Here is an 18256-nt window from a genome sequence, read left to right on the forward strand (position 1 = left end):
CTATCAGGTCTCAGAACTAGAAAAACAAGATTTTTGATACCTTTTTTCTCACGCTTCTGTACAGTATCAGATTTTCTAAATTTTGATACCTGAAAAAGTATAAGCGACATATGTCTCAGAAGAACGAGAAGCGGATTCACATTCTAAGCCCAAATGAAGTCAGGGAACTCTACGAACGGCCAGTATTTAATCAGGCTGATCGGGAGGACTATTTTTCCCTTGATCCTCATATGCAGAAAATCATTGATGGTTTGGAAAAACTGGAAACCAGAATCTATTTCATCCTTTTGGTTGGCTACTTTCGAGCCAAGCCAGTAATTCCAAAATTCACCCTGGACGATGTGGCCAGAGATGCAGAGTATATTCGAAAAACCTATTTCCCTAATGAAAACATTGCTCTGGATCAGCTGCCCAAGAGTACCCGCTCTAAACTGGTTGGCAAGATGCTTGAAACATTGGGTTTTGCTCGTTTGTCGAAAGCTCACCAGACACACCTGATAACACGGATGAAGGATGTTGCCACCATCTGTACCGATCCGAGATATATTTTTGATGAAGGACTCGCCTTTCTTGGTCAGCAGCGGATAGCACTGCCAGGTTACACCAGTTTACAAAATCTGGTGACAGAGGCTCTTGTGGGGGAGCAGCAGCGCATCGAGGCTGTCCTCTCAGAGCAGATGTCAGAAACCACACAACACAAGCTGAACAAGATACTCACGAACAAAGGCGCACTGAACAGCCTGTCAGTATACAAAGGATCAGCCCGTGACTTCTCACCCTCTGAACTTGACCGGGAGCTGGAAACCCATAAGACCATCAAGGAAATCTATCCTGAATTAAAGTCACTGATTTCCTCTTTGGGTTTGTCGCAAGGCAATATGGCTTACTATGCCTCCATCGTCCGGCACACTTCTGTTTATAAGGTTCGTCGGTATCCTCACTGGCAGGGACTCTTATATCTGGCCTGTTATCTGTATTTCCGCTACCGGGAAACTAATGACAAGCTGGTCACTTCATTCTGTTATCTGGTTCGGAAATACCGAGACGCGTCTAAAGCCTATGCCCAGCAGAAAGTCGGAGAGGAACTGGAGGCCGTCCGCGAAAAACTGAAGTTTGCCGGGAATATTCTGCATTATTTTGTGGATGAAAACGTCAGTGACAGCCTGACTTTCGGTGAAGTCCGCAAGCAGGCTTTTTCTCTGGTCTCCAAAGAAGAACTGGGAGCGATAAGTAAACACCTGAACAAAAGTGACTTCGACCTGGCCGGATACCGTTGGGAATATATTGATAAGCAGTCCAGGAAGGTGGCCAACACTCTGCGTAAATTGTTCCTCGCTATTGATGTGGAGTGTGATAGCAACCAGATCACTCTATCTGAACAGCTCGAACACTCCAGAACGGAGCTGGCTGAGAAGCGCAAGCTCACCACTTTTAATCAGAGTTTCATCAAGAAAAGCGAGCGACCATACCTGATCGATGATGGAACGCTTCATGCAAAACGCTTTGAGTTTTACCTGTATTACCGAATCAGCAAACATCTGGACAGTGGCAAGGCATATATTACTGAAAGCGAGAAAAATAAACGGCTGGAGGATGACCTGATTCCTGTCAGGGATTGGGAAAAACACAAAGAATTCATCATTGCCAAGACCGGCCTGCAACGCCTATTGACACCGGTTACTCAAACTCTGGATGAACTTGAGGGGCTACTCAATGAACGCATGACTCAGGTAGGCGAAACCATCGCCAGCGTGATGACATTGATAACCCCATTTACAGCCAGATAAAGCATATGGGGATTATCGAAATCATGAATTACGTTAACCGAAAAACCGGCTTTCTGGATGCATTTGAAGGAATCTCTACAAGGAAACGTAATACCAAGGCTGAGGAGGATGATCTGATTGCCTGCATTTTTGGTAATGGCACCAATTACGGGCTTCAACGGATCGCGGCGATTTCAGACCGCAGTGTCGGAGTTTTGCGTGGTGTTAATGATGCGTTTGTCCGACCTGAAACGATCAGTGCAGCGAATGACTTGATCTCCAACGGAATCGCCAGACTGCCGATATTCAAGCACTATACCATCAACGAGTCAGCTCCTTTCGGTAGCATTGACGGGCAAAAATATGCTTGCCGTATCAATACCTTCAAGGCCCGCTATTCCGCCAAATATTTCCGGAAAGGGAAAGGCGTGTCTGCAATGACGCTGGTCTCTAACCATGTGCCGGTTAATACCGCTGTCATTTCCCCAAATGAGTACGAAGGTCACTTTGCTTTTGACCTGCTCTACAACAACAGCAGTGACATCCAGCCCAAGTCTCTGGCAACAGACACCCACGGCATCAACAATGTCAATTTCGCCATACTGGATATGTTTGGCTATCAGTTTTCTCCCCGTTATGCGCGGTTCAAGCGAGCTTTCAATGATCAGTTTGAGGTAGTTGTTGAGAAAGGTGATGTGAAAATCAGGCTGAAAAAGCCTATAAACCGCAGGCTGATTGAGCAGGAGTGGGATCAGATTCAGCATATTGTCTGCTCGCTGAGCCGCAAGTCTACTCAGCAGGGCACTGTGATCAGAAAGCTTTCCAACAATAAACGAAACAGCAGAATCCTGTCAGCCCTGCATGAATATGACCGGCTGATCAAATGCCTTTACCTGCTTGATTACGTCGATAACAAAACTCTGAGGCAGTTCGTGCAGCAGGCACTAAACCGGGGTGAGGCTTATCACCAGCTCCGAAAAGCCATCGCTTCTGTTAATGGCAACCTGTTCCGGGGAGGTAATGATTACCAGATCGACCAATGGAATGACTGTGCCAGGCTGATCGCCAACAGCATCATTTACTACAACTCGGCTCTACTGTCGGCTCTGATTGAAAAATTCCAGAAAGACGGCAACCAAAGAGTCGTCGATATGATTGCAAGATTCTCACCTGTTGCCTGGAGCCACATACAGCTTGCAGGAAACTATGTCTTTGGCAACCGTGATGGTTTGTTGAACCTCTACAGTATGCTGGAGAGTGTTGACCCTCTGGCAAACTATGAGCCTGACGATCAGGATCTTGCGGCTTAGACACTGAAAATGGTATTGATAACATTCTCGCCTTGGCAGAACGCATAGATAGATAGCTTGCTGGTGAAAAGAGAAGAAAGACCTGTCAAGCTGACCAATAATCATTGAAGTGGCAAGTTTCTGCTTTGCCGCTTCCCTAAAGCCAGCACTTAGGGTAGACATTAAGCAAAACCTCATTGTTATCAAGGGCTGTAGAGGCTACGTAGAGGCATTACTGACCTCTTGCATAGGGCCTCGGCCTGCAAAATTGCTAAATATAAAGCACCATGTTTTGTGTACTTTGACTGCATGGAAGCCGTTAGTTTTGCGACGGTTCTCGATGAGTACCTTGATTAACATAGGCTTCGGTTGATCAACCAAAAGTACACCTTTCAAATCCTCTGTGTAATTTGTTATGTACTTCCGGAAGTCTTCATAACCGTGACATGCAGGCAGATTTCAGCATAAGTATACGGTTTTTGCTTTATATTCATTGCTTTTGCAGGCCGGACACCAAGTGCTCATCCAGCTCGGCGTTCAGCGCTGTTTCGATGGCGACTTTGGAAAGCATTTGGGTGAAGTCGCTTAAATCACTTTCTGTCTTAATGGATTTTGCGGCTTCACGGGCGAAGGCTTCAAGCTGTTGCTTGTTCATGGTGCCTATCCTCAATCAAAACTGATTATAAGATAGGCAGAGACACAGTTTTATTCACAGTCTCGACCCCTTGGTACGCCCGGCATGGGCATGAACTGATGGGGTGAAAGTCCCCTGTGGGAGAACCTACATCTGACTGGCGGTAAAGACGCCTGCTGATGACAACCACTAGCTTAAGGCAAGTGCAGTCCCGCGAGGGGCTGTGCGGAGGCAGTCTGAGTGCAAAGGTGCGAGCCGACGTAGACTCGGCGTCCCCCAGAAATCGCATATAAGGCTGAGTCTCTGGGCGAGTGAGCCAAGGATCACAAAGCCCTCTGGTTCGTGAGACACGGTAAATGCGGCGGTTGTGCACTGAAAGTCCATGTCCTTATCCGGGGAGATCTGTTCAACATGCGATTGGTAAGTTCCCAGTTCTCAGCCACTGGTTACAACAGGCTCGGCGAACAGTGACTCATCATCCTGTTCGAGCAAACCCGATGGCAACCAATAGCGCCAGCAGAGGCAACTCCGCATGGTGATTGGACAGAAGACCGAAAATTGCTCCTGCATTTTCAGCATACAGGCCATCCATGGCCTTATCAGCAGAGGCCATAGTAGCTGTACGACAAAAGTCATTAATGGACGGGAAGTCGTCAGCGAAGGGCCGAACATCGATGACAAAGAGGAGACTGATTCCCTCAGGGCGATGCAGCCGTCCGGCGACTCACCGTACCTGGCGACAGAATCTTTAACCAGCTTTGAACCATGATCTACTAAATTGCGTACTTGAACCGGCTAATCTGGCAAGCGCATGCGACTGCATGGATGCAGGAGGTAGTGCGAAGCAGGAGCCAGAGCCGGGAAACAGGTCAGAAGCAACAAGGGTGCTCCGGGTATCGATGGAGTCACCATTGAAGCTTATCCAGACTTTGCCAAACAGCATTGGCCTTCAGTGCGTCAAGCCTTATTGGACGGAACCTACCAGCCGTCACCCGTGCGCCGGCATGTGATAGAAAAGCCGGACGGCGGTGAACGCTTGCTGGGAATCCCAACCGTGATCGACAGGGTCATACAGCAGGCCATTGTGCAGGTGCTGACGCCTGTCTTTGACCCGGGATTTTCCCCAAACAGCTTTGGCTACCGACCGGGACGGTCAGCACACGACGGAGTCCGTCAGGTTAAGCAGTTGATCAACGGGGGGCTACATTACGCCGTTGACGTTGATCTGAGTAAATTCTTTGATACGGTTAATCACGACGTTTTGATGTTGAGGGTCTCCCGTAAGGTCCACGACAAACGCCTTCTGAAACTGATTGGTCGCTACCTGCGCTCCGGTGTCATGATTGAGGGCAATGTCTACCCGACCAGGGTTGGCATGCCACAGGGTGGGCCTTTATCACCCTTACTGTCTAATGTGGTCCTCGACGAACTCGACAAGGAGCTTGAATATCGGGGTCATTGCTTTGCAAGATACTGTGATGACTTTGTGATTCTCGTCAAAAGTCAGCGTGCAGGGGATCGGGTGATGCACAGCATTACCCAATTCATTGAACGCAAATTGAAACTGAAGATTAACTCCCGGAAAAGTAAAGTTGTGAAAGCAACAGAAAGCGAATTCCTGAGTTTCACCTTCACAGGGAAGAAAGTTCGCTGGGCCCAGAAGTGTCTGGACCGATTCAAATACAGGATACTCAAGTTGACCAGTCGTCGCTGGGGTGTCTCAATGCAACATCGGTTACGCAAACTGGCGCAATATATCCGGGGTTGGATGGGGTATTTCCGGTTATCGGAATATTACCGACCAATTCCCCTGCTGGATCAATGGATACGTCGGCGAATCCGTTGCTGCTTTCTGAAGCAATGGCGCAAGCCGAAAACCCGTTTTAAGAATCTGGTCAGGTTAGGCGTTGATAAAGTGAACGCCGCCAAGATCGCAGCCAGCAGCAAAGGGTATTACCGTCTGAGTAAAACTTATGCGGTACAACAGGCACTGAATAACAATTACCTCGCGAAAATTGGGCTTGTTTCATTGAAAGACTTATGGATCAGGTTTCACCATCATCGTTGAACCGCCCGGTGCGGACCCGCATGCCGGGTGCTGTGGGGAGGGTTGGAGAAAGACCAGCCCTTACCCGATTTAGGTCACCTCGATAAAGTCCAACTTTGATACTCCGCACTCTGGGCAATGCCAATCGTCTGGGATGTCCTCAAAACGAGTACCTGGAGGAATGTTTTCCTCTGGCCATCCCTTCGCCTCATCGTAGATCCACCCACAGACTTCACAAAGATACTTTTTCATTGTTAATTCTCTCCTCTCAGTGCGTTTAGCTCACCTGTTCCGGAAGGCACACAGGCATAGGTAAGCGCCTGACCGGTGAATTGAGCTAACTCTCGCAAGCTTGCTTCTGTGATGGCTGGCCACCAATTGGACTTTATTTTGCCATTGGCCTGTAAAACACCTGAGAAAGGCAGCCACGCGAGATCTCCTTGCACAATAAGGTCACACACACCACTGCTCGCTTACTGGACAAGCAGTGTGATTTGGCCTTCTTTCTCGTAGAAATTACTCTTGTTCAAAGTGACCTGTTATCCGACAGCCGGGGCTTGTTCAGCATCAAACGCCCAGACAAACTCAGAAATTCGCAAAGCCTGATCCTGACTGTCAAAAACAAAACCGCCCAGTTTTAAAAGGAAGTCATCAAGAGAAGCAAATGTGCCGTCATGGCCATAACCAAATCCTCGCACCTGATCCCCCATGTGCTCTGAACCCAGATAACTGGTGCCAAACATTCCAACTTTCTGGTACATATTGCGCAGGTGGGGAATCTTGAAGTCTTGGGAAACTAAAGGACCTTCGCTGGTAATTTTCTTATCGGTACCAAACAGTCCATTCTCAGCATCCAGTTTGTGGCAGCTGTTACAACTGGCTACGCCACGGTCAAGGGCCGCATTGTAGTAATCACTCTGTCCTTGAGCCTGCCGGGGAGTGAGAGTGTTATCCAGATTGCGGACCGGGTTCGGACGGGACTGAATACCCAGAGCAAAGTCCGTCAACTTCTGTAGCTGCCACTCCGGTAACATACCATCGCGACCCAACAAGCCAGGGAACGCCACCCGGAATTCTTTAAAAACAGCCGCCTCCACACTCTCTTCCACCCCATTCACAATTTCGCGGTTGACGCCAGTCCGGTCTCCCCGCCAGTGCATGGGACCACTCAAACTGATGCCGCGGAATGTCTGTGTAGTCATCGGACCTTTCATCGGGTGAAAGGTTCTGGATTTCAGTGGAGCCAAGTTCCCGGGAGACTCTTCCAGTGGGTTTTCAACAACATGCTCATCGGGATTCCCGAGATCCCAGGCCAGCCCATCATTATCACCAAAGATGTGGCAGGAACCACAGCTGACAGTACCATTGCTTGATGTTTGCATGGCGTCGTGCATGAATGGGCGCCCCTCTCGCACATAGATGGGTTCGGGGTTATAGAGGTCCTTCTGATTAACCACTTCCTGACTGGCTGTTTCCACCACCGACAGCTGGTTGTCAAAACGTGAGTAGACATACAGATATTGCTCATTCACCCCGAGAACCAGGCCGACAGGCCCTCCTGGCACTTTGATGAAGCGGGTGCTGTAAGGGTCGTAATCGCCGGACTCCATGGAGGAGGTTTGTATCTGAGCAATTTTTCCCGAGCTGAATGTCGCGAGGTACATGGTTTCACCACTGCCGGTTACAGCCATGCTCATGGGCTGGGCCAAACTCCTTTCTTTGTCCGAAGCTGAGACGGACTGCCCCATCGGCAAACTGAAGTCTATATGTTCGTTCAGGTGTACTGAAGACACAGAGTCATCCTGAATCACTGTCACTTGATTTTTTACAAAACGCCCACGCACGGTTGTGCTTCTTTCGCCAGGCCCTTCGAAACGGATATCGTTCAGGGCTTCGGTATTACTGGCATACACAGCACCCGTCGCCGGGTTAACCGCCATATTGAGGATTACAGAGCCAACTCCCGACCAGCTCCCCGTCACCTCTGCTGGGTTGGCTCCAGCATCAATGGCGAACACATCCTTATCCGGTAAACTGAAACGAACCTTGCCATCACGCATAATACCATCCCCATCCACCCAACTTTCACCGTTGTAGCGCACGATGACTCCAGTCTCTGGCGCCTCAGCACCATCCACACTGGCATGTGGGCCGACCTTTCCCTGCTCCATAGCCTGGGGGAAAATGGCGGTGGTTTTGTTGCCGGTTAAAAAAACCGCCGCATACACTGTCTGCCCGTCCGGGCTCACGGCCAGGGCGCTGGGAGTGTCGGTGAATAGAGAGAGTATGGTCTGGGGTGCACTGGGCGCTGCGCCATCAAACACCCAGACATCTGCGCGACCAATACCGGGTGTCCGCAGATCATCGATGGAGAAGTCAGGACGATGCTGACCGCGCCGGGCCGTGGTGATAAACCCCCGCTGTTGTTGTGGCCCGGCAAAGACAATATCGCGGGGCTCATCCCCCACCATCAGGGTCTGCGTCACCCGGGGGCGGCCCTTGATATCGACGATGCTGACACTGTCAGACATATGGTTAACCACCCATACCTCATGATCGTTACGTACCGCTACAGCCACCGGGTCCATACCCACAGGAACGGCACTGATGCGGGTCAGCTGGTCATGCCTAGCCCGGTAGATCTCCAGGCAGTTGGCCGGGGTGTTGGCCACGAACAGATAACGACCATCGGCCGAACGGGCCAGTGGTCGCACCGGATCACGCTCAAAATTAACGTAGTTGTCACTGCTCACCCGAGCATGGCAATTGAAAACTGGCTGAGTGATTAGTGGCTTCTGCCGGTTTTCCTCGAAAAAATGGCTAGTTTCCAGCGTGCTCAAGGAGGCGCTGGCAGTGAGCGGTAATAGGCACAGTACTGCTAGTGCTCTCACTTGTTTTAGTTCTTTGAATGTATACATATTTATGTATCTTTATCTGGCCAGTGCCGGTTGAAAAAAGTCCACGACCTGCTGGTGTACATCGCGGTTGATCAGTGGCCGGAAATGATCCAGTCCCTCTGTGGTATGCACGTCTGTATCACCCAGTGCTTTCGCAATCCTATGGGCATGGGAGTGACTGACAATTTTGTCGTCCTTGTCGTGTATCACTTTGACCGGCCAAGGGTAATCGGCCCCGTGCAGGCCAATATCCCAGTGGCTCACCGGTACCCCATTATCCGCCAGCAGCTGATTGAGAATGCGCTGGCGAATGCCGGGTCGCAGTTGCATAAAACCCTGGGACCAGATATCCAGCACATCCAGCAGAGAGAAGGGTGTGGCAATCAGCACCATCTGGCGGATGTCATCTCTGGGCGCACAGGCGGCCATGGCGATAATCCCCCCCAGCGAGTGGGCCACGACCTGCCGCACTGGGCCGATGTCAGACAGTCTGTCGATCACCGCTGTGGTAGCGGCCACACACTCGGCCATGGTTGTGTAATCCCCCTCGGTACCGCCGTGGGCGGGGGCATCAAAGGCCGCCACCCGGTACCCCTGCGCCAGCAAGGGCTCGACAAAACCAAACATGCTGGCGCAGTTGGCACCCCAGCCATGAACCAGGAGGATGATGTCACCCTCTTTATTGGACTGGTCAGGCCCCTCCCAGAGGTAAATCTCTTTTACCCGCACCTGCTCCTTGTTCAGAGCGATGGCTTTTGCACCTCTGGGTGTTAACGCCTTACTGTGAGGGTTCGCTTCATTTCTGGACTGGGCGAACAGCCGGGTCGCTAGGCGCCCGGCCAGGGGCGGTGCCAGATAGGACAACAAGCGCAGTTGAAACCTGTTCCAGTCTTCTTTAGCCATAATTCCCCCTCAGGCCTGGCTGGCGTTAGAGTGATGACTGTCCGGGTGCTGCTTGTTCTGGCTGTTACGGGCACTGACGTAGTAACCCGTCTCCGGATCGTAGAAATGACACTGGGTCACGATCTGCCAGAGGGTGCTGAACCGGAACGGCTGCTCACGAATCATCCCAGGGAACGCCTCTTTCAAGGCTTTTTGTGCCTTGGGAAGGTTATGGAAAGGCACAGTGGGTGCCGCATGGTGAGCCGCATGAACCGAGATGTTGTGGGTCAGCCACAGCAACCAACGGGGGTAGAGATAGTCCGTCGTCAGCAGAATACGGCTGCCGTTCAAAGACCAGTTTTCTTTCTCCAGAAACGGAACATCCACCGCCGTGTGGTGCATCAGCGTGGTGATGCTGAACCAGGCGTGGGTGAACAACAGCGGCAGCAGGAAGTACAGCACGACGCCGGTGAAGCCTGTGAAATACCAAAGGGCCGGGAACAGCACGGCACTGACCAGGGCAATAAATACCATCGAGCGACGTACATCCTCCCGCTGGTTCTTACGCGGGTAGAAAGACGGCCTGAAAGCAGACACCCACCAGTAATGCACAGTACCCGCCCAGAAGCCCACAGAACGGGTAAACAGATAGACCAGCTGTTCCCGGCGGGGCATACGGTCGTAAACTTCCCGGGACACGGGCCGCCAGTCGGTGTCCATCTCCAGGTGGTTGGTTGAGCCGTGGTGCATGTTGTGCACATGGCGCCAGGCATGGAATGGATACAACAGCGGAATCAACGACAGGTGACCGACAACCATATTGAGCAGCTTTGAGTTTGAAAACGATCCGTGACCACAGTCATGGGCAATACAGTGCAGACCCCAGCCGCCCAGACCGGCAGTAATCAGCAGGCCAATGGTCAGCAGCCAGTGGGGAGAGTAGGCAATCCCGACAATGCTGCCCAGGTACAGGCCATAGCTGACCAGAAACCCGGCCATCGAACGCACCACATTTTTCTTGAACAGCTCTTTGGGAATCGTCTGACCAATCTGCGCAGTCTTCAGATCTTCAATACGCTGGATGTATTCCCGGTAGTTATCATCCGCGTGTACGGGTATGGATGAAGTAGTCATTGTCTTTCTCCTGCTCACGCCGCCTAGGTGGAAGTTGCAATGACACGGGCGACATCATCGATGCAGGTGTTTTCGAACAGCAGTGCCGGAGACAACCGCTGCTCAACCACCTTCTCCAGCTCGCCGGTGACCTTGACCGCGAACATGGAATCCAGCCCGTACTGCTCGAAGGGTTTGGCACTGTCGATGGCGCTGACATCGGTTTTTAACTGCCTGGCCAAACGCTGGCACAACCATTCCCGCACGGCGGCTTCATCATCACCATCAATCGTGGCGACGTCGCTGTCAGAGAAAGCATTTTTCAGTGAAGAGAGAATTCCCATGGGTTCAGTCCTTTGTCTTTGTACTTGTGGTTGTTGTTTTTTATGGCCGATCAGATCTTTTCTGACTCAGGCAGCGTTAATTCATGAATGCGCTTCTGGCTGGGGAACTTCAGGTCGTGCACCAGTCCGAGCTTCGCCATCAGTGCCAGCACCCAGCCGGTGAGATCCGGCTCATACCAGTAAATGCTGTGACGGTAATTAATAGGGAAAGCGTGATGGTTATTCTGCAGGCCCTCACCGAAGGCCAGTACGGCCACCAACCAGTTGTTACGACTGTGATCGTCGGTACGGAACTGCTTGCCACCGTAACGATGGGAAATGGAACCCACCATCCAGGCAGACTGATTGGCGCAGAACATGCGCGCCAGTCCACCGAAGATAAAGCCCAGCCAGGCACCCTCCAGAGTGCCGGTGATCAGGCCGCCCAGCACCGCCGGAATGGCAAACCCGAGCACCACCCACACCAGGTAGTACTGATTGACAAAGAAGTAGGTGCGGTCCCGCAGTACATCCTTGGCGTAATGGGACCAGACCGAGATACTGCGCTCCAGCATCCAGGGCATATGGCTATACCAGAGCCCGACCAGTTTGTTCTGGTGCAGGTTCGGCGAATGGGGGTCACCGGGTTTATCACTGTAAATGTGATGACGACGGTGGGTAGCCACCCAATACAGCAGTGGCCCCTGAGCCGCCATGGAACCCATGATGGTGAGCAGGGCTTTCATTTTCGGACCGGCATCAAGGCCTCGGTGGGCGGCCATCCGGTGCAGCCCGGCGGTCACCCCGAACATATGGACGAAGTACATCACCCCTAACATTACCCAGGCCCAGGCAGGCACCGAGCCCTGCCATATCAGTCTGACAGCTTCGATCATCCCGATAGCAGGAATCACCATAACCCCGAGGGCAAAGATACGCTGCATCTGCGCGGCCCGGCCTTCGAGATAGGCGACACCGGGCACAGACGTCTGCAGGTCGGCCAGTGATAGGCTGTCTGCGCTCATTTTATTTCCTCTCCGTGATAATTTTTCCGGTGTCCGCCTGATAGCGGCGAATATTCCGGGCCAGACCGAGTCGTCCCATCGACTCGATAAATATCCCCGACAGATCCAGCTGCCAGCGGGACTGGTGATCGTTGCGTGCCCCCGAAGGGAACGCATGGTGATTGTTGTGGAAGGAGCCACCCACCGAAGGAATGCACAGCAGGAACACATTACGGCTGTTATCTGTCACCTTGTGGGGCTGGCTGCCCAGGGTGTGGCACAGGGAGTTCACCGACCAGGTCACATGGTCGAGCAGGAAGATGCGCAGCAAACCGCCCCATATCAGCCCGCGCCAGACCCCCTCCCAGGCGCTGGACAGCACACCGCCAATCGCAGCCGGCAGAAGCAACCCCACCATCACCCACAGCAGATACTGACTGTTGATGGTGATCAGCTCCCGACGGCGCAGCAGATCGGGGGCATAACGGGCCCAGCTGGCCTGCTCCCGGGCAAACAACCAGCCCATATGAGCGTGAAACAGACCCGCTATGCGTCCGGAAGCCTTTTTGCCAGTGCTCTGGTAATAGGGCGAGTGGGGATCACCGGGTTTGTCGGTATGAGCGTGATGCTTGCGATGCGTCGCTGCCCAGAACAGTAAAGGCCCCTGGGCCGCCATGGACCCCAGAATGCCCAGCAGCCAGGTGGTGGCCAGCGGGCCTTTAAATGCTGTATGGGAAAAAAAGCGGTGGAAACCGACTTCGATTCCCAGGGCCGTGGTAAAGTAAAACACCGCCAACAATACCAGCTCCAACGTGCCCACCTGACCAGTAACCAGCTGCCACACGGCCACCCCGGCACCGGCGGTGGTCAACCCCACTGTCAGGGCGGCAAACAGCTGCAGGCTGGTCACGCCGCTGACTTTCTCAGGCACCACAGGGGCGTGGGTGGTTGCGGTATCGTTTGTGCTTTTCATGCGGGAACCCTCTCACCAGCCTTCGCTTTATGCACAGGTGAGTTCTGGGGGAAATCCGGCAGTTTGCCTTTGTGGTAAGCGTGGGCACAAGCCAGACGCTGGATCTTGCCGCTGGTCGTGCGCAGCACAGTTTTGCGAGGGCCGACGTGCACCACTACGGGTTCGACCTGGAATTCGGCCCGAATAGCGGCGCTGGTAACAGTCTGTATTTCCTCAACCTGCTCTGGCGTCACCGGCTGTCGCACTTCAACCAGTACACCCAGCTCTTCTGTGTCATCACCGGAAATAGCAAAGGCCGCAGCCAGACTCCTACCATCCAGCAGGGACGAAGAGGCCAGCACGCAACGTTCAATATCCTGGGGATAGAGATTACGGCCACGGACAATAATGACTTCTTTCAGACGACTGGTGACGTATAGTTCACCATCGAGCATAAAACCCAGATCGCCGGTCCGGTAATAGCTTGCCTCAGAGCCTGGCAGCCGGTTGTGGAAGGCGGTTTCGGTTAGCTGATCGTTGCGCCAGTAGCCCTGGGCAATGCTGGGCCCTGCGATCCAGATTTCACCGACATCATCGATGGCAGCGGGCTGTGCTGTATCCGGGTCAACAATACGAATATCCAGTTCATTGCCAGCTTCACCACAGCTGACCAGCGTCCGGCCTTCCAGACTGGGCGTGACCTGCCACCGATCCAGGTCGTCACGTGCAAACGGCTGGGAAGCCACAACGGTGTCAGCCTTTTTGCCGGAGACAAACAATGTCGCTTCAGCCAGACCGTAACAGGGATTTAGCGAGGTAGAAGGCAGACCATGTTCACGGAACCGCTGATAGAACGCAGAAATTGTGTTGGGGTTAATAGGCTCTGAACCACTGAAAATTTCCCGGGCACAGGACAGGTCCAGATTGGCCTCTTTCAGCTCTTCATCGGTAATACCATCGACGCATAACTGAAATGCAAAGTTAGGCGCACCTGTCGTCGTCAGCCGGTGGTCGGAAATCGCCTTCAACCAGCGCAACGGGCGCTGAATAAAATGCATCGGCGACATAAACACCAGCGGGAAGCCAGCATAGAGCGGCTGCATAATGCCACCGAGTAGCCCCATATCATGGTAAGGCGGCAGCCAGATGCATCCTTTACGCGGTGGGTGGGGCGCGAGCCACTTGTAGATCGCCTCACAGTTCTTCACCAGATTATGCTGGGAGACCATGACGCCTTTGGGCTTACCGGTCGAGGCAGAGGTGTACTGCAGCATGGCCGTGTCATTCAAGGCCTGCTGTGGCCTGTCCCAGTTTTGCTCTTCTGGCTGATCAGGTACATCCACTTCAACCAGCTTGATACCCATCTGCGCCGCCATAGCCGTGAACTGAGCCAGCTGGGCATTGCTCTCACGGATAAACCGGCTGTAGAGGATGATCTTCGGTTTGCAGTCCTGCAGCATGCTCAGAAAGCGCTGCACCTGACGGGTGCCCATAGGCGGATGGCAGGGCACAGCAATCGCACCACTGCCAACAGTGGCCAGATACGAGGCCAGAAAGGCCAGACCGGGTTCAAACAACAGCACCACACGATCGTGGTGCTGAATGCTGGGGTTGATATGGTTAGCCGTGTAAGCCACGGCATTTTTCAAATCCTGATACGTCCAAGTAATCGCATCCTCATCGCCATCCACAAGATAGGTGAATGCCTCCTTCTCAGGCTCATGGTCAGCACGTCAGGCCACGATATCCGCAATAAACTCAAGTGCTGGCACTGGCCTGGACTCATAGACGACACCAAAGTCAGTTTTAAATGACTGGCGTTCAACGGCTCCCATGGCGGCGTCTTTCCGAGCAGTATCCATTTTGATCATCCTTATCCTCCGAAACCCCTTGACGAACTGATCAACTGTTTTCTGATTTTCCATGAAGCAGGTAGCTGTCACTTGTCATGTATATACATGTCTTAGAATGTATATACATGCATTTCTGCCAGTAAAATACTGATCAAACATTGCATTTCCATGACAAGTATTCGCAGTGCATCGGATATGCAATTCTGTCTGCACTTTGAACACTTTTACAAGCAACGCACCAAAACTACTCAAAAGTTACTACTAATCTATGTTTTTTGCAGTTTTCTAGAATACAGCAAAGAAAATGCCAAAGTTTCTGATAGAGGGCGATACAATATCTAAGGCAGATATAGAAGAGTTAGAGCTGTGCCCATGCAACTATACAGCTGTCTGTCTGGATGAAAGCGATCTGGGAGCAGAGAGGATTATTGAATTTATAGATATGAGAAATTGTATTGTCGTCGTTTATCTTCAGCAAACGCGGATCTTGGAGAAGGCCCGAACCGATTGCTTTTAAGTACGTTTCTTTTAACACCCACAAGCGCAGAAACACAATGTCACGCTTTGAGGCCGGTGCTTGCCGAAGGGTACGTTGTTCTTCCGGGGATGCAACCATTTCGATAAGTGGCTCAGTCACCGGCTCGCAGGTCAGCAAACACTCAACATCGGCACCGACCGGACCAAGGCTGCTGATCACCAACCACAACCACTCACCACTATGGCTGAGGTTAAAGTGCAAACAGCTGTTCTCTAGCTGAGGCTTGCCATGAGCGTCCCGGGTGAGAGGCACCTGATCAGGGCTGACTTCCAGGCGATCTGCGAGCAGTAAGCGCAGAACACTGCGTCCAAAGAGGAAACTGCGGGCTCGCAGACCATCATCAACAATAGTTTGATAATCGCACCATCGCTGTCGTTCTCGTTTCGTGAGCAGGCCTGAAAAATCGTGCCACGGCGGCCAACAGGCAAGCAGCTCCTCCATATTGACCAGCCACCCCTCAACGCCCTCAGCAAGAGTCCGGTGCTGACGGTTCAGATAATACCTGGCATCAAGAAACGCATCCGCCTTTACCTGTGGCTCAAGCATGACCAGGTAGCTTTTCCTCCACTACATGTCCGGTACTGATAAACCGGCCAATCATGGATGCAATATCCGGATCACGCACCAGTTTCCTATGACCGAGCGACGGCGACGTCCAAGTCTGGGCATTACCCAGCTTGTCATGAATACATGTCATGGCAGCGAACGGTACTTCAATATCGTTACGAGCGTGTACCAGTAGCACATCAGGCTGACCGTCCGCGAGCATCGTCCCAATATCCAGCTCTTCAGCCGGACGGCCAACTGCATGGCCAACACCCACAATAAATTTTTCGGTACAGGTTTTGGGTAACCCCATAAAATCGGCAAAGGCACGCAGGGTATCTAGCATATTCGCGGGCGACGCCATTAAAACATAACGGTTAATAGCGGCCCCCTGTTCCCGTGCAATAGCCAGACCGGCACAGCCCATAGAGTGGCCGATAGCAGCATCAAACGGCCCCAGCTCGTGACACGCAGCAATCACCGCCAGAGCAAACTGCACTGGATTAGCCTGTTTCCCTTTGGACAAACCGTGGCGAGGGGCATCAATAGCGATCACTTCATACCCCTCCTCAATCAAAGGCTGAGCCAGAGCCTGCATCTGCGTAGCGCGACTTTCCCAGCCATGCATAATCAAAACCCGCTTTTTATCTTCACCACCTTCCCCCCAGCGCAGAGCACTGAGGCTGTTATCAAACTCTGCCCCGAAACTTATCCGTTGCCCATTCAGCTCCGCTTTCTCTTCCCAGTCTTTCAAGGGAAACCGACGAGGGGAAAGAAACAGCGTTACATGATCCCTGGCCACTTTACCGGGCAGAAGCGTGCCCAGAAACCGGTTCTTGATCCGTAACAGGGTCATCATATTCATGGTTATCACCTTCCTTACTTATGTTTATTGTTATGACTGGCTCCGCCAAGCATGAGTCCTCATACAACAGGGGCAGGGTTCGGGTTGCTATTCCAAAAGCCAGGATGGCCTGAGAGCGACCCAGACCATGGATGGTCTGATGGAGCGGGAAGAACAACCCGCATCCTGATCCGGCTGGTGTACGCAGACTGACATTCAAGCGCACTAAAAAGTGATCTCCGCCCCCAGCACCAGCCGGTCCTGCTCCCGGAACTGGCCAAACGGCCCGTCGTCATCGCCGTAGAACAGATCGGCTCCAGTCCACAGTCGCCAGCTGTCGTCCACATCCCAGCTCAGCTTCGCACGCAGCATGCCATCGTTGTAATCCTGGTTATGCAGCCCTTTCAGCTCCAACTCCAGAGTGTCGTTCCAGAAGTCACGCCGCCCCAGCAGGGTGTGTCGGACGGTGGTCTGTTTGCGTATCACCGCAGCAGGTCTGTTGTTCAGCGTGCTTTGGTAGAACTGATAACTGAGAAACCAGTTATCCAGCCCCTGATAATCTAGTCCCAGCACGGAGGTCATCTCGCCGGTGGTGTAAATGCCCTGGTCGACCAAGTCTTCCCGCAGTACCGCATTACGGGTGCTATAAGCCAGCTCCAGCCGCACTACCCAGTCAGCGAAAGCATTACTGGCGCTCAGGCCATACAAAAGCGTGCGCTGGTATTCCGGTGACACGGCAATACGCCCCTCATCGAAAGAGCGATACAACACCGGGTTGTCCTGATAGTGATAAAACATCAATGCCGCCAGATCCCAGCCCTGTACAAAACTGCTCCAGCGCAGGCCAGTTTCCAGATGACCACGTCCTGGACGTTGGGTGTCGTGCACCACGACAGGCACACCCGGCTGTGGCCGGGGCACCAGCTCCGGGCTGGTCACCGCAAACGGAGAACCGGCATCGGCCAGCTCATTGAAGGTCATATCCGGAATGATCAGCCACTGCAGGCTGGCGTCTTCCCCAGGCCCGCCAATATCGGCAATCTCGATATTGGCCATCCAGGTCGGTATGCGGATATCTTCATAGTCTGACAGGGTCCATTCCCGGTAATTCAGCGGGTTAACGACATCCAGCACTCGCAGACTGTCTGCCTGGCCCCAGACCACCTGCTGCTTCCCCAAGCGCACCGCCGTTGGGCCCGCCACTGTGTCCCACTCCGCCTCCAGCCAGGCCTCTACCAGTTCTGCGCGACCATGACGGGTTTCCCAGGTAGGTCCGTTCAGGGACGAGTAGCTTTCAGGTCGGTCGGTGCGGGTGGTCAGGTCATCGGCCAGATCGAGACTGAACCGGGGTTTGATCAGAAAATCCGGCTGTTCCCCGGCAAGACTGATGCCCAGCACACCACTGAGCTCCGGCTCAAGAGTGGTGCGGACCTTGCTGACCCCATGCCGGTTCAGCCCGTAAGCCAGTTCCGAGCGCAGGGTGGTATCGAGGCTGATATCCGCAAAAGTGTCGGACGCCAGCACCGACCCTGGAGACAGCAGACCAACCGCCAGCCACACACCGGACC

General features: G+C 52.9%; 14 protein-coding genes and 3 pseudogenes. 3 read left to right on the forward strand and 14 right to left on the reverse strand.

Annotation, left to right across the window (positions count from 1 at the left end):
- Nucleotides 1–110: 110 nt before the first annotated feature.
- Both ACO6UX_RS02060 and ACO6UX_RS02065 read left to right on the forward strand, forming a co-directional pair.
- Nucleotides 111–1787: a DUF4158 domain-containing protein gene (locus ACO6UX_RS02060; RefSeq protein WP_422444396.1), complete on the forward strand. Its 1677-nt coding sequence runs from the start codon at nt 111–113 to the stop codon at nt 1785–1787.
- A 5-nt stretch (nt 1788–1792) separates the two neighbouring features.
- On the forward strand, nt 1793–3076 hold the full coding sequence (locus ACO6UX_RS02065; protein WP_422444398.1) for a transposase: 1284 nt from the start codon (nt 1793–1795) through the stop codon (nt 3074–3076).
- 493 nt (nt 3077–3569) lie between these two features.
- On the opposite strand, the pseudogene ACO6UX_RS02070 reads toward ACO6UX_RS02065, so the two are convergent.
- Together ACO6UX_RS02070 and ACO6UX_RS02075 are read right to left on the reverse strand one after the other, a co-directional pair.
- A pseudogene (locus ACO6UX_RS02070) lies at nt 3570–3710 on the reverse strand (IS256 family transposase); the annotation flags it as partial.
- A gap of 414 nt (nt 3711–4124) precedes the next feature.
- Complete coding sequence (locus ACO6UX_RS02075) at nt 4125–4268, reverse strand: hypothetical protein (RefSeq protein ID WP_422444400.1); 144 nt, start codon at nt 4266–4268, stop codon at nt 4125–4127.
- A 286-nt stretch (nt 4269–4554) separates the two neighbouring features.
- Here ACO6UX_RS02075 and ltrA point away from each other — a divergent pair.
- A pseudogene (gene ltrA / locus ACO6UX_RS02080) lies at nt 4555–5757 on the forward strand (group II intron reverse transcriptase/maturase); the annotation flags it as partial.
- A 69-nt stretch (nt 5758–5826) separates the two neighbouring features.
- Here ltrA and ACO6UX_RS02085 read toward each other — a convergent pair.
- The 12 genes and pseudogenes from ACO6UX_RS02085 to ACO6UX_RS02140 all read right to left on the reverse strand — a co-directional run bounded on the left by ACO6UX_RS02085 (nt 5827) and on the right by ACO6UX_RS02140 (nt 18248).
- On the reverse strand, nt 5827–5988 hold the full coding sequence (locus tag ACO6UX_RS02085) for a rubredoxin (RefSeq protein ID WP_422444401.1): 162 nt from the start codon (nt 5986–5988) through the stop codon (nt 5827–5829).
- 287 nt (nt 5989–6275) lie between these two features.
- The gene (locus tag ACO6UX_RS02090; RefSeq protein WP_422444403.1) at nt 6276–8489 is read right to left on the reverse strand and encodes a YncE family protein; all 2214 of its coding nucleotides are present in this window, start codon (nt 8487–8489) and stop codon (nt 6276–6278) included.
- A gap of 177 nt (nt 8490–8666) precedes the next feature.
- A complete protein-coding gene (locus ACO6UX_RS02095; protein WP_422444405.1) occupies nt 8667–9536 on the reverse strand; it encodes an alpha/beta hydrolase in 870 nt (289 codons plus the stop codon).
- A gap of 9 nt (nt 9537–9545) precedes the next feature.
- On the reverse strand, nt 9546–10649 hold the full coding sequence (locus tag ACO6UX_RS02100) for a fatty acid desaturase (protein ID WP_422444407.1): 1104 nt from the start codon (nt 10647–10649) through the stop codon (nt 9546–9548).
- Between the two features lie 23 nt (nt 10650–10672).
- Nucleotides 10673–10972, reverse strand: coding sequence for an acyl carrier protein (locus ACO6UX_RS02105; RefSeq protein WP_422444409.1), 300 nt, complete (start codon nt 10970–10972; stop codon nt 10673–10675).
- A 50-nt stretch (nt 10973–11022) separates the two neighbouring features.
- Nucleotides 11023–11895: an acyl-CoA desaturase gene (locus ACO6UX_RS02110; RefSeq protein ID WP_422444411.1), complete on the reverse strand. Its 873-nt coding sequence runs from the start codon at nt 11893–11895 to the stop codon at nt 11023–11025.
- 82 nt (nt 11896–11977) lie between these two features.
- Nucleotides 11978–12928, reverse strand: coding sequence for an acyl-CoA desaturase (locus tag ACO6UX_RS02115; RefSeq protein ID WP_422444413.1), 951 nt, complete (start codon nt 12926–12928; stop codon nt 11978–11980).
- Nucleotides 12925–14625, reverse strand: a pseudogene (locus tag ACO6UX_RS02120) (fatty acyl-AMP ligase); the annotation flags it as partial. The pseudogene ACO6UX_RS02120 and the gene ACO6UX_RS02115, both read right to left, overlap by 4 nt.
- 15 nt (nt 14626–14640) lie before the next feature.
- Nucleotides 14641–14769 (reverse strand): hypothetical protein, encoded by a 129-nt coding sequence (locus ACO6UX_RS02125; RefSeq protein WP_422444415.1) that lies wholly within the window; start codon nt 14767–14769, stop codon nt 14641–14643.
- 349 nt (nt 14770–15118) lie between these two features.
- A complete protein-coding gene (locus ACO6UX_RS02130) occupies nt 15119–15844 on the reverse strand; it encodes a 4'-phosphopantetheinyl transferase family protein (RefSeq protein WP_422444417.1) in 726 nt (241 codons plus the stop codon).
- Nucleotides 15837–16709 (reverse strand): alpha/beta hydrolase, encoded by an 873-nt coding sequence (locus tag ACO6UX_RS02135; RefSeq protein ID WP_422444419.1) that lies wholly within the window; start codon nt 16707–16709, stop codon nt 15837–15839. The genes ACO6UX_RS02130 and ACO6UX_RS02135 overlap by 8 nt, the downstream gene beginning before the upstream one ends.
- 204 nt (nt 16710–16913) lie before the next feature.
- Complete coding sequence (locus tag ACO6UX_RS02140) at nt 16914–18248, reverse strand: DUF1302 family protein (RefSeq protein ID WP_422444421.1); 1335 nt, start codon at nt 18246–18248, stop codon at nt 16914–16916.
- Between the last annotated feature and the right edge of the window lie 8 nt (nt 18249–18256).

The organism is Endozoicomonas sp. ALB091, from assembly GCF_049310265.1.
Classification (GTDB): domain Bacteria; phylum Pseudomonadota; class Gammaproteobacteria; order Pseudomonadales; family Endozoicomonadaceae; genus Endozoicomonas.